Source organism: Aeromonas sp. QDB17, assembly GCF_027705305.1.
In the GTDB taxonomy this organism is placed as follows: domain Bacteria; phylum Pseudomonadota; class Gammaproteobacteria; order Enterobacterales; family Aeromonadaceae; genus Aeromonas; species Aeromonas caviae.
Map to the genome: position 1 here is coordinate 85884 of NZ_JAPDBP010000015.1, position 12255 is coordinate 98138.

The 12255-nt window shown below is 62.7% G+C and carries 8 protein-coding genes; 3 read left to right on the forward strand and 5 right to left on the reverse strand.

The genetic code is table 11. The features are described from left to right. The first annotated feature begins 77 nt into the window (after nt 1-77). Nucleotides 78-1439 (forward strand): tRNA uridine-5-carboxymethylaminomethyl(34) synthesis GTPase MnmE, encoded by a 1362-nt coding sequence (mnmE, locus tag OKC41_RS13760; protein ID WP_010672278.1) that lies wholly within the window; start codon nt 78-80, stop codon nt 1437-1439. A 70-nt stretch (nt 1440-1509) separates the two neighbouring features. Here mnmE and fhuB read toward each other — a convergent pair whose 3' ends face one another. The 5 genes from fhuB to OKC41_RS13785 are packed head-to-tail and all read right to left on the reverse strand — an operon-like array spanning nt 1510 to nt 9049. After that, on the reverse strand, nt 1510-3492 hold the full coding sequence (gene fhuB / locus OKC41_RS13765) for a Fe(3+)-hydroxamate ABC transporter permease FhuB (RefSeq protein WP_201895154.1): 1983 nt from the start codon (nt 3490-3492) through the stop codon (nt 1510-1512). Beyond that, complete coding sequence (locus OKC41_RS13770; protein WP_201895178.1) at nt 3489-4391, reverse strand: ABC transporter substrate-binding protein; 903 nt, start codon at nt 4389-4391, stop codon at nt 3489-3491. Before OKC41_RS13770 ends, fhuB begins: the two co-directional genes overlap by 4 nt. Before the next feature lie 31 nt (nt 4392-4422). Next, on the reverse strand, nt 4423-5187 hold the full coding sequence (locus OKC41_RS13775; protein WP_010672275.1) for an ATP-binding cassette domain-containing protein: 765 nt from the start codon (nt 5185-5187) through the stop codon (nt 4423-4425). Between the two features lie 46 nt (nt 5188-5233). Next, nucleotides 5234-6880 (reverse strand): multidrug ABC transporter permease/ATP-binding protein, encoded by a 1647-nt coding sequence (locus OKC41_RS13780; protein WP_201895153.1) that lies wholly within the window; start codon nt 6878-6880, stop codon nt 5234-5236. Between the two features lie 60 nt (nt 6881-6940). Further along, complete coding sequence (locus OKC41_RS13785; RefSeq protein ID WP_201895152.1) at nt 6941-9049, reverse strand: TonB-dependent siderophore receptor; 2109 nt, start codon at nt 9047-9049, stop codon at nt 6941-6943. 371 nt (nt 9050-9420) lie between these two features. Here OKC41_RS13785 and mioC point away from each other — a divergent pair, with 371 nt between their 5' ends. Both mioC and mnmG read left to right on the forward strand, forming a co-directional pair. After that, a complete protein-coding gene (gene mioC / locus OKC41_RS13790; RefSeq protein WP_160836696.1) occupies nt 9421-9870 on the forward strand; it encodes an FMN-binding protein MioC in 450 nt (149 codons plus the stop codon). A gap of 491 nt (nt 9871-10361) precedes the next feature. Then, nucleotides 10362-12251: a tRNA uridine-5-carboxymethylaminomethyl(34) synthesis enzyme MnmG gene (mnmG, locus tag OKC41_RS13795; RefSeq protein ID WP_010672271.1), complete on the forward strand. Its 1890-nt coding sequence runs from the start codon at nt 10362-10364 to the stop codon at nt 12249-12251. Nucleotides 12252-12255: the final 4 nt, after the last annotated feature.

Consider the following 12255-nt stretch of genomic DNA (forward strand, 5'->3'; position numbering starts at 1 on the left):
GCGGCCTTCGGGCCGCCTTTTTTATTACAATGTCCCCCACCCTCTTACTCATTCAGCCAACCAGCGAGTCAAGCAAGATGACAACAGATACCATCGTGGCCCAGGCCACCGCCCCCGGCCGTGGCGGCGTCGGCATAGTCCGCGTCTCCGGCCCTGCCGCCGAGCGGGTCGCCGAGATAGTGCTCGGCAAGCTCCCCAGGGTGCGTTATGCCGAATATCTGCCGTTCAGGGACGAGCAGGGCCAGGCGCTGGATCAGGGCATCGCCCTGCTGTTCAAGGCCCCCAACAGCTTCACCGGCGAAGACGTGCTGGAGCTGCAAGGCCATGGCGGCCCCGTCATTCTCGACATGCTGATCCGCCGCATCCTGCAGATCGACGGCATCCGCCCCGCCCGCCCGGGCGAGTTCAGCGAGCGCGCCTTCCTCAACGACAAGCTGGATCTGGCCCAGGCCGAGGCCATCGCCGATCTCATCGAAGCCTCCAGCGAGCAGGCCGCCCGCAGTGCCATGCACTCCCTCCAGGGGCAGTTCTCCGGCAAGGTGCAACAGCTGGTGGAGAGCCTCACCCGGCTGCGCATCTATGTGGAAGCGGCCATCGACTTCCCGGATGAAGAGATCGACTTTCTCTCCGACGGCAAGGTGGCGGGTGACCTCTACGCCATCATGTCCGAGCTGGACGACGTGCGCGGCGAGGCCAAGCAGGGAGCCCTGCTGCGAGAGGGGATGAAGGTGGTGATCGCCGGTCGCCCCAACGCCGGCAAATCGAGCCTGCTCAACGCCCTCGCAGGCCGCGAGTCCGCCATCGTCACCGAGATCGCCGGTACCACCCGCGACGTGCTGCGCGAGCACATCCATCTGGATGGCATGCCGCTGCACATCATCGACACCGCGGGCCTGCGCGATACCCAGGACAAGGTGGAACAGATCGGCATCGAGCGCGCCTGGGCCGAGATCGAACAGGCCGACCGGGTGCTGTTCATGGTGGACGGCACCACCACGGATGCCGTCGATCCCCACGACATCTGGCCGGAATTCGTTGATCGGTTGCCAAAAAACATCGGCCTCACCGTGGTGCGCAACAAGGCGGACCTGACCGGCGAGGACCTGGCACCGAGCCAGGAGCAGGGCCACGCCGTCTATCGCATCTCCGCCAAGACCGAGCTAGGGCTGCCCGCACTGCGCGAGCACCTCAAGGCCTGCATGGGCTTCCAGGGCAACACCGAGGGGGGCTTCATGGCCCGCCGCCGCCACCTGGACGCACTGGAGCGTGCCGCCGAGCGGCTGCTGGTAGCCAGGGAGCAGCTTGAGGTCTATGTGGCTGGCGAACTGGTAGCCGAGGAGCTGCGCCTGGCCCAGGAGTCCCTGTCCGAGATCACGGGCGAGTTCAGCTCCGACGATCTGCTGGGCCGCATCTTCTCCAGCTTCTGCATCGGCAAGTAAGTCCGCAGAGCAGGCAATGAAAAGCCCGGGTTCATCCCGGGCTTTTTTTGTGCGCTTTTCATCCACCAACCTAGAGGCGGCGCAGGCACCACATGAAGTAAGCGCCCCCTAACAGGGTGGAGACCAGACCGACGGGCACCTCCTGGGGAAAAAGGATCTGCTGGCCGATCCAGTCCGCCGACACCATCAGCAAAGCGCCACAGCCTGCGGCGCCGAGCAGGTGCCAGCGCGCCCTCACCAGCCCCATCAATCTGGCCAGGTGCGGCGCCAGCAGACCGGCAAAGGAGAGCGGGCCTATCACCATGGTGGCACTGGCGGTGAGCACGGCCACCAGCAGCAGGATGGTGAGCTGGGCACGGCCGAGATGGATCCCCAGAGCCGTCGCTACCGCCGACCCCATGGGCATGAGATCGAGCCAGCGGCTCACCAGCAGGCAGGCTGCCAGCATCAGCAGCGCCAGCACCACCAGGGCAAGGGCCACCGGCTGGGTGACGTAATAGGTGGAGCCGGACATCCAGGAGAGCAGTTGCTGCACCCGCAGGTCGCCATTGGCCAGGGCGATGGCCTGCAACGGCTCGAACAGCGCCGTGATGGCGATGCCAGACAGCAGTATCCGCTCCGGCTGGAAGCCGTTGCGCCGGTTGATAAGCACCAGCAGCAACAGGCAGGCGAAGGCGCCCACCAGCCCCCCCAGCAGCATCATGGGCAGCGGCAAGGCGGGCAGCAACAGGGCCGCCGCAATCACCCCCATGAAGGTGCCACCGCTTACCCCCAGCAGTTCGGGGCTCGCCATGGGGTTGTTGCTGACTCGCTGCAACAGGGTGCCAGCCAGCGCCAGCAACACGCCTGCGGCACCCGCTGCCAGCGTGCGCGGCAAGCGCCACTCCAGCTGGGCCTGCCACCGCAGCCAGCTCGGCCAGCCCCAGCCGCCCATCCCCTGCCCAAACAACAGGGAGGCGATCACCGCCGCAGCCAGCCCCAACACCATCAGGCCGACAAGGCGAGTCGGCGCCGGATGGCGGGCCAACTGCAGGGAGGAGTTTGCCTTAGGCGCACTCTGCTTGATACCAAGACGCGGGATAAGCCAGAGCAGCAGCGGCGCCCCCAACAGGGCCGTCATGGCGCCGGTCGGGATCAGCACAGGCCAGAACCGGCTCAGGGTCTGCAGCAGCAGATCGGTGGCCGCCAGCAACAGGGCGCCGAGGATGGGTGCCCACAGCAGCCGCTGGGCCAGTTTTCTGACTCCCAGCAGCCGCACCATGGCGGGCGCCGCCAGCCCGATAAAACCGATCAGCCCCACCACGCTCACCACGCAGGCGGTGACGAACACGGCGAGACCAAGACCAGCCAGGCGCAGATGCTTGAGGGAGACCCCCAGGCTGCGTGCGCTGGCATCGTCCAGCTCCAGCACTGCCAGCGGGCGCACCAGCACCACCGCCAGCATCGCGGCCAGCAGCAACCGTGGCAGCAGATAGCCGACGCCGCTCCAGCTGTTCTGGGCCAGAGATCCGCTCCCCCACACCAGCAACCCTTTGAGCTCCTCCTGGAAGAACAGCAGCAATCCCATGCTGATGGCGGCCAGATAGAGGTTGATCACCAGCCCAGCAAAGACGATGACCACGGGATTGAGCTGGCGGCGCCAGGCCAGGGCGAAGACCAGCCCCATGGCCAGGCTTCCCCCGGCCATGGCGATCCACTCCCGCCCGATCAGCAGCCAGGAGGGGGCGAGCAGGGTCACCATCATCAGCGCCAACTGGGCGCCGGAAGCCACCCCCAGGGTGGTGGGCGAGGCCAGGGGATTGCGCAGCACCTGCTGCATCAGGGTACCGGCGAGCCCGAGGGCGGCACCGGCCAGCAGGCAGATGGCTAGGCGCGGCAGCCAGCTGAAATGAACCACCGCCTGGCGGGCATCGTCCAGCTCGGGGGAGAACAGGGCCTGCCACCAGAGCGCCCCCGGCAGTTGACGTGCCAGCTCGGCGCAAGCCAGCCCCAGTGTCAGCACCAACAGGCAGAGACCCGGGCGCAGCAGGGGCGAAGAAAGAGAAGAGCTCATTGATTTGATCCCCCGGTTGCACTGTGGACAGCCTGCTCCCGCAGGGCACCGTCCAGCAGGGTGGCGAAGCGGCGGGCCGCCAATATGCCACCAAAACTCCATGTCGCAGGCAGATGGATCACCGGATTGTTCTGTACCAGCGGGAGATGCTGCCACAATCCAGGCTCCTGAAGTTTTTCACCAACTCCTACGGGCACGGGGTCCACCACCACCAGCCTGGCCTCCGGCATCCCGAGAAACTGCTCCAGGCTCGCGACCGAGAATCCCCAGGCATTGGTCTCTCCCTGCCAGGCGTTGCGAAGGCCGAGGCGCTGCATCACTGCCTCGAACAGGCTGCCATGGCCAAACACCCGCACATGGCGCTCATCGATGAATTGCACCACCAGCAAGGGGGGCAGATCGGCGGGCTGCGCCGCCTGCATCTGTGCCAGATCCAGCTCCAGCGCGGCGAGCTGGCGTTCGGCCTCGGTCTCTTTGTTGACCAGGGCGGCTATGGTCAGGGTCACTTCCCGCAGTCGCTGCCACAGATCGGTGCCCGGTTCATACAGGGCGATGGAGTGCACCGGCGCGATGCGGGAGAGGGTCGGCGCCAGGGGGGCCGCCAGCGGCGAGATGAGAATAAGATCCGGTTTGAGCTCCGCCAGCAGTTCCCGGTTGGGTTGGGCACGCAGCCCGATATCGATCACCCCGGCAGGAAGCTGGGGTTCACCGACCCAGGCGCGATAGGGGGCCACATCCCCCACCGCCATCGGTGTCACTCCGAGCGCCAGCAGGGTTTCGGCTATGGTCCAGTCCACGGTGGCGATGCGGGGCGTGGCGCTGGTGGCGTCGGTGGCGGTGACAAGCTGCCCGGCCTCCCCTGCCAGGGGCAGCAGCAGACTGAGCAGACAGGGCGCCATCTTCAATAAACGGTTCAAGAGCGGCCCCCGGTCAGACGATGGCGATGGCGTGGTCATGGGCCGGATGGCGAATGACCTCCATGGGGATGCCATAGATGGCGTTCAGGGTCTCCCCTGTCATGATCTGTTCGGGCTCGCCGTGGGTCAGCAGACGGCCGGAGTGCAGCGCCACCAGCCGATCGCAGAAGCGGGAGGCCATGTTGATGTCGTGAATGACGATGATGACTCCGAGGTTGAGCTGGCGGCTGAGCTGCTTGACGAGCGTGAGCACCTCCACCTGATGGGCCACGTCCAGGGCGGCCAGTGGCTCGTCCAGCAGGATGAAACGGCTCTCCTGAGCCAGCAGCATGGCGAGCCAGACTCGCCCCCGCTCCCCGCCGGAGAGGGTATCCACCAGCCGATCGGCAAAGCGTTCGGTGTGGGTCAGGGCGATGGCCCGCTCCACCTGACGGTGATCTTCCGCTCCCATCCGGCCCAGCAGGCCGCGCCAGGGGTAGCGCCCCATCTCCACCAGTTCGCGGCCGAGCAGGTTTTCGGCACTCGGCAGGTGCTGGGGCAGATAGGCCACCTGACGGGCAAACTCCCGGTTGCCCCAGGCAGACAACGGCTGGTCATCGAACAGGATCTCCCCGCCGCTGTGGGGTTGCTGGCGCGCCAGCAGCTTGATCAGGGTCGATTTGCCCGACCCGTTGTGGCCGATGAGGCCATAGACCCGACCTTGCTCGAAGCGAAGGCTGGTGGGGTGCAGCAGCGTGCGGTCATTGACCGCGAAGCTGGCGGATTTCATCTCGAACATAAGCAATTCCTGTGCTGGCTTGCTGCCAGTCTCATCGGTGCCAGCATCAGGCCGGCACCTTGCCATCCAGATGGGCGACCGCATCCCGGCTCACCTGCTCGCGCTGCTCGCCGGTCAGTTCGGTGAGGCGGCCCTGGCGCATCTCCAGCAGGCGATCGGCCAGTGAGAAGTAGTGATCGTCGTGGCTGATGGCGATCACCGTCTTGCCCATCTCCTTGAGACGCGGCAACAGCACCTGATAGAAGATGCGGCGGAACTGGGGATCCTGATCCGCGGCCCACTCGTCGAACAGCATCACCTCCCGCTGCTCTGCCAGGGCAAGCAACAGGGCGACCCGCTTGCGCTGGCCCTGGGAGAGGTCGATATCGGCGATGAAGTCATCCTCGATGGCAAGCTTGCTGCCCATCTGCAAGCGCTCAAGCCACTCGGCAACCAGCGCCTCTTTCGGCTCGGGCCCCAGCAAATGCTGGAACAGGTGGTAGTCGGTGAAGATGGCGGAGAAGAGCGCCAGATAGCCGTTGCGATCGGTGACCGGCTCCCCATCCAGCAGGAGCCGGCCAGAGACCGGTTGATAGAGCCCGGTCAGCAGCATGGCCAGGGTCGACTTGCCGGAGCCATTGCCACCGATGAGGAATATCTGCTCCCCCCGCTCGATCGCCAGATTGATGGGGCCCACGGAAAAACCGCCCTCCCCCTGGTAGTGAAAGCTCACCTGATCCAGCTCGATGCGCTGCCAGGGGCGAGGCGCAGGCGGCAACGGGAACGCCTCGTCCGGCTCCGCCAGATTGAGTGCCGCTATCTTGTCGAACGCCACCTGGGCGGCGATCAGGGTCGGCAAGGCTCCGATCCCTTGCAGCAAGGGAGTGCGCAGGAACAACAGGGTCAGGGCGAAGGTGGCGGCCACATTGGTGTTGGCCCAGCCCAGCCCGTTGGCCAGGAAGAAGACCAGGCCGATGGCACCCAGCATCATGATGTTCGACCAGTTCACCGCGCTCAGGTGGTAGGTATCGGCGCGGATGATCTGCTCCCGGTAGTCCCGGGCATTCTGCTCATAGAGCTGGTGGTAGACGAAGTAGGCACGCTCGCGGTTGAGCGCCAGCTCCTTGCTCCCGGCGATGATGGACTGGTAGTTCTGGTAGAGCCTGTCTTCGGCCTGGCGCATGTGCGCCAGGTGGCGATAGACCCGGTTCACCAGCAGCCAGCCCACCACCATGGTCACGGTGACCCAGAGGGCGGTAACACCGAGCAAGGCGGGAGAGAGCAGGCCAAGGTAGATGATGGAGCCCAGGGTGAGCACCAGGCCCTGTACCAGCTCCGGCAGGCGCACGAAGGCGATGGTGATCTGACCGATGTCGCTGGAAAGGGAGGCCAGGAGCGGCCCCTGCCCTATTTGACGCAGACGGGCGACGTCGGTATCCAGCAGTTGCTTGAGCAGGCGGCCACGCAACCGGTAGACGAAATGGTGACCCAGGGTGGTCAGGGCCAGTTGGGATCCGAGCGTGATCACCAGCAGCAGCAAGACAAGGCCGACAAGCTGACCCAGGATCGGCAGCGGATCCCCGACTGATTCGATAAGTGATTGATTGATGAAGGCAATGACGCCTATCCCGCTGACAGCACTCAGCAGGCTGAGCAGGGTAATGGCGATGAAGGGCCAACGGTATTGGCGATAAACCAGTGACAAGAGTTCCATGACAGGCCTGTAGATGAATGGAAGGAGGGCGGGAGCCTTCGCCCCCGCCCGGCCTGTCGCTTACCAACGGTAGTTGACGGTGCCGACTATGCTGCGCGGCTCGCCGTAGTAGCAGTAGTAGTCGCAGCTCGCCACATAGGTGTCGTTCAGCAGGTTGTTGACGTTGATCTGGGCACGCCAGTTCTTGGCAAAGTCATACCCGATCATCGCATCCCATACGGTGTGTGCCGGTACCTGGGCGGAACCATAGATGGGGGTGTAGTCCGCATTCACCGCGCCGATGCCGACGCTGGAACCCACATAGCGCACGCCGGAACCCAGCTCAAGACCGGATATCGGGCCCTGCTGCACCTTGTAGTTGCCCCAGAAGGAGGCCTGGTGGCGCGGGATCAGGCTCGCACGACGATCGCCGTTGCCGGTGTCGTTGGTCTTGGCATCGGTGTAGGTATAGGCAGCGGTCAGGCGCAAGGCCTCGGTGGCCTGCACGCTCCCCTCCAGCTCGACCCCCTGGGAGGTCACTTCACCGGCCTGGGTCTGCTGGCCGGAGCCGGTAGAGACCAGGGAGTTGGTCTGCTCCAGATCGAACAGCGCCAGGTTGATGTAGCCATCGAGGAAGCTGGGTGCGTACTTGACGCCGGTCTCGTAGAGCTTGCCTTCCAGCGGCTTGTAGGAGTTGCCGGTGTTGGGGTCTATCCCCGGCAGCACTTCGAAGGATTCCGCATAGGCGAAGTAAGGGGAGAGACCGTTGTCGGCCAGGTACATCAGGCTGCCGGAGAGAGAGAGGTTGTCGTCGTACTGTTTCTCGTTCTTGCTCTTGGCTTCGCTGATGTTGTGGGTTTCCACGTAGTCGAAACGACCGCCCGCGGTCAGCAGCCAGCGATCATCCCAGCGGATCTGGTGCTGGGCATAGAGGCCGCTCTGGCCCTTGGTGCTCTTCTGGTGGGTCGCGGTGGATTCATCAAAACCGGGGAAACCGATGTAATCCGGGTTCATGGTGTTGATGGCGCCCATGCCATAGTTGTCGGCTTCCTGGCCTTCATTCACATGGCGCTGCAGATCCACCCCCAGCAGCAGGGTCTGCTCCGTGCTGTCGGTGTTCCAGTAGCCCACCATCTGGTTGTCCATGGTGGCGCTCTTGGTATCCCCATCCCGGTAGACCAGGCCGCGGTAGGCGGTGGTGCCTTCATAGGTCGGGAAGATATAGGTCTGGCGCAGCAGCAGATCGTTGTAGTTGAAGCGAACGTTCTGCTTGAACTCCCAGGTCTGGTTGAGCTGGTGGGCCAGCTCGTACCCGGCGGAGATCTGGGTATTGCGATTGCGATCGTAATCCGGCTGGCTCAGGTTGGTGGAGGGATCGATCTGGCCGCCGGAGGTATTCAGGGTGCCATAGACCGGGAAGAAGCCGTTGGTCGGCACCCCTTCATCGTGCTTGAAGCTGGAAAGCAGCGTCAGCGTGGTGCGATCCGAAATATCCAGGGTCACGCTCGGCGCCAGATAGGCGCGCTCGTTGTAGGTGCCGTCCAGCACGCCGTCCCGCTCGTTGTAGAGGGCCACCAGACGATACCGGCTGTTGTCGGTAAGGGTGTCGGAGACATCCACCCCGACCTGGCGCAGATCCCGGTTGCCCAGTTGCAGGTTCACCAGTCCCTGCGGGGTCGCGGTCGGACGCTTGCTGATGGCGTTGATGACGCCTCCGGGAGGGGCTTCGCCATACAGAATGGAGGCCGGGCCTTTGAGCACTTCCACGCTCTCAAGGCCGAAGGGCTCCGGGGTCCAGACATAGTAACCGGTGCTGAACAGGCGGTTGCCATCCAGGTAAGAAGCCGCATCGAAGCCGCGCACCTTGAACCAGTCAGCATCCGTGTCCGAACCATAGGACTGGGACAGGACGCCGGAGCGATAGCGCAGGGACTCGTCTAGCTTGAGTACGGCGTGCTGGTCCAGCTCTTCGCGATTGACCACGGAAACGGCACGGGGGGTCTCTGCCATGGGGACCTCGACCTTCATGGCGGTCCCGGTCACGACCATGGTTTCACCCGCCTTGGGCAACTCTTTATCCGCCTGTTCCGCCGCCAACACGGGCAGGGACGCCAGCAGACAGGAGAGCGGCAGCAGTTGTGCGCCTCTCTTTCGCATCACGGCATTCGGGGTATTTTTTTGCGCAATCATATAAGTGTCTCAAATATCAATAAGTTATGTTTGATTTCTTATTATGGGTGCCCAATTGGACCGGTCAGCCCGGCGCCTCAGGCGAATAAAGCAGCGCCATGCTACTACAGGTGCCGTGATCGAATCGATTCAATAATTGCTAATCATTTGCATCTGCATTGTTAATTGATGTTTTGAAGTGTCGTTTGACAACGAAAGGTGCGATGAGGTCGCAACAGGCGGAAAGAAGGCGGCACAGTGGCCACGAGGCCGGTTTTGGCTGCAACAAAGTGGACAGGATCCTTATCCCCAAGCTTTATCCATATTTATCCACATGCTTTGGCGGTAAGATCCCCGCTCTTCACTTTTTCGATGACATCAGGATCCATTCCATGGCCAAACTCAACCTCGTCGTCGGCTCCATGCTGGGGGCCTCCGAATATGTCGCAGATCATGTGGTCGGCCTCCTTGAACAGGCGGGCCACCAGGCGGAGATCCACAACCCCGCCAGCCTGGCCAGGATCCTGACCGAGCCAGAAGCCATCGTGCTGGTGGTCACTTCCACCCATGGAGCGGGGGACGTACCCGACAATCTGCAGCCCTTTGCCCGGGATCTTGCCGAGCAGCAGCCGGATCTCGCCACCTTCAAGTACGGAGTGATCGCCCTGGGGGATCGCAGTTATGACACCTTCTGCCAGGGCGGCAAGACGCTGGATCGGCTGCTCGCCGGGTGCGGTGCCAGCCGGCTGGGGGATCTCCTGGAAATAGACGTGACCCAACACGAGATCCCCGAAGATGCCGCAGAAACCTGGATCCACGACTGGATGACCTTGATCGGCTGATCAGGGCTAGGGAGATCCGGTCACGACCCCCGATCTCCCTGGTTATCCCCAGATCCCTATCCACCAGGTTATTAACAGGGGGATCCGGATAAGTTTTCCCCGAGAGCTCCCCACATTAGCTCGGATAATTGTGCATAACTTAGGTGCTAAGCTCTGTAAAACCTATAGTTATTCATGTATTAGATCTTGCCAACCATGTATCTGTGTATAAAAACCCATGTTATCCCCCCGTTCGCCCCCTCTGGATCCAAGCTTTTCCACAAGCAGCGATCGACCTTAACCGAATGATCTTTATGATCAAAAATGCCTTATCAACAGAAGTCGCGGATCCTAATAAAAGATCCAATAAAAGATCGATCTAAAGATCCTTAAGATCTATTTAACTGATCCTGAAGTAGACGTTCCCCTCCGGATGCTAAACAGATAGAATGATCCGCCCTTCAGACCAGGCAAACAAAGATCTTCAGGCGTGCAGATCAAGGTGATCCCCAATGCAATACCATGAACAATTTGATGTGATCGTCGTCGGTGGCGGTCATGCAGGAACCGAAGCAGCAACAGCGGCAGCCCGCATGGGTCTCAATACCCTGTTGCTCACCCACAACATAGATACGCTGGGGCATATGTCCTGCAATCCGGCGATCGGCGGGATCGGCAAGGGACACCTGGTCAAGGAAGTCGACGCCCTTGGCGGGATCATGGCGCAGGCCATCGATCTCGGCGGGATCCAGTTCCGCACGCTCAACTCTTCCAAGGGCCCTGCGGTGCGGGCTACCCGTGCCCAGGCGGATCGCCTGCTGTACAAGGCTGTGGTGCGTCAGACCCTGGAGAACTACCCGAACCTGAAGATCTTCCAGCAGGCCTGCGACGATCTGGTCATGGACGGGGATCGCGTCGCTGGGGTCGTTACCCAGAGCGGGATCCGCATCAGCGGCAAGACGGTCGTACTGACCGTTGGCACCTTCCTCAATGGTCTGATCCACATCGGCATGGAGAACTACAAAGGGGGCCGCGCCGGGGATCCTCCCTCAATTGCCCTCGCCCAGCGCCTGCGTGAAATGCCGCTGCGCATCGATCGCCTCAAAACGGGCACGCCACCACGCATCGATGCACGCACCGTCGATTTTTCCGTGATGCAGCAGCAACATGGTGACGATCCTCGCCCGGTCTTCTCCTTCATTGGCAACGCCAGCCAACATCCGCGCCAGATGCCTTGCTACGTGACCCATACCAATGAGCAGACCCACGAGGTGATCCGCAACAACCTGGATCGCAGCCCCATGTACGCCGGGGTGATCGAGGGGATAGGCCCGCGCTACTGTCCGTCGATCGAGGACAAGATCACCCGCTTTGCCGACAAGACGGCGCACCAGATCTTTGTGGAACCGGAAGGCCTGACTACCCACGAGCTCTACCCGAACGGGATCTCCACCAGCCTGCCGTTCGACGTGCAGGTGCAGATCGTCCGCTCGATCCGTGGCTTCGAGAATGCCCATATCACTCGCCCTGGCTACGCCATCGAGTACGATTTCTTCGATCCGCGGGATCTCAAGGCCAACATGGAGAGCAAGTGCATCGAGAACCTCTTCTTCGCCGGCCAGATCAACGGCACCACCGGCTATGAAGAGGCCGCTGCCCAGGGTCTGATGGCCGGTCTGAACGCGGGCTTGCGCGCCCAGGGCAAGGAAGCCTGGCACCCACGCCGGGATCAAGCCTACATGGGCGTGATGATGGACGATCTCTCCACCCTGGGGACCCGCGAACCCTATCGCATGTTCACCAGCCGTGCCGAATATCGCCTGCTGCTGCGGGAAGACAATGCGGATCTGCGCCTGACCGCCATCGGCCGCGAGCTGGGTCTGGTGGATGATCATCGCTGGAGCCTGTTCAATGCCAAGGTGGAACAGGTGGAGCAGGAACGTCAGCGCATGCGCTCGACCTGGATCCACCCGCAGCATCCGTCTCTGGAGGCCGTCAACGCCCTGGTCAACACTCCCCTGACCCGGGAGCAGAGCCTGGAAGAGCTGCTGCGTCGCCCCGAGGTGACCTACGATGCCCTGATGGCCATCGAGGGTGTGGGGCCTGCATTGACCGATGCGGCTGCCGCGGATCAGGTGGAGATCCAGATCAAGTACGCCGGTTATATCGAGCGTCAGCACGACGAGGTGGAGAAACAGCTGCGCAACGAAAACACCCTGCTGCCGCTGGACATGAACTACCGCGACGTGAACGGTCTCTCCAACGAGGTGATCGCCAAGCTCAACGATGCCAAGCCAGAGACCATTGGTCAGGCGTCCCGCATCTCCGGCATCACCCCTGCCGCCATCTCCATCTTGCTGGTGCACCTGAAGAAACACGGCCTGCTGCGTAAAACCGCCTGAGGAA

Bases quoted from the DNA above. Each gene is read 5' to 3' on its own strand.
- OKC41_RS13780 (WP_201895153.1), bottom strand. From the start codon at position 6,880: ATGGAACTCTTGTCACTGGTTTATCGCCAATACCGTTGGCCCTTCATC.
- OKC41_RS13770 (WP_201895178.1), bottom strand. From the start codon at position 4,391: ATGGCGCCCTGTCTGCTCAGTCTGCTGCTGCCCCTGGCAGGGGAGGCC.
- mnmG (WP_010672271.1), top strand. From the start codon at position 10,362: ATGCAATACCATGAACAATTTGATGTGATCGTCGTCGGTGGCGGTCAT.
- mioC (WP_160836696.1), top strand. From the start codon at position 9,421: ATGGCCAAACTCAACCTCGTCGTCGGCTCCATGCTGGGGGCCTCCGAA.
- OKC41_RS13775 (WP_010672275.1), bottom strand. From the start codon at position 5,187: ATGTTCGAGATGAAATCCGCCAGCTTCGCGGTCAATGACCGCACGCTG.
- mnmE (WP_010672278.1), top strand. From the start codon at position 78: ATGACAACAGATACCATCGTGGCCCAGGCCACCGCCCCCGGCCGTGGC.
- OKC41_RS13785 (WP_201895152.1), bottom strand. From the start codon at position 9,049: ATGATTGCGCAAAAAAATACCCCGAATGCCGTGATGCGAAAGAGAGGC.
- fhuB (WP_201895154.1), bottom strand. From the start codon at position 3,492: ATGAGCTCTTCTCTTTCTTCGCCCCTGCTGCGCCCGGGTCTCTGCCTG.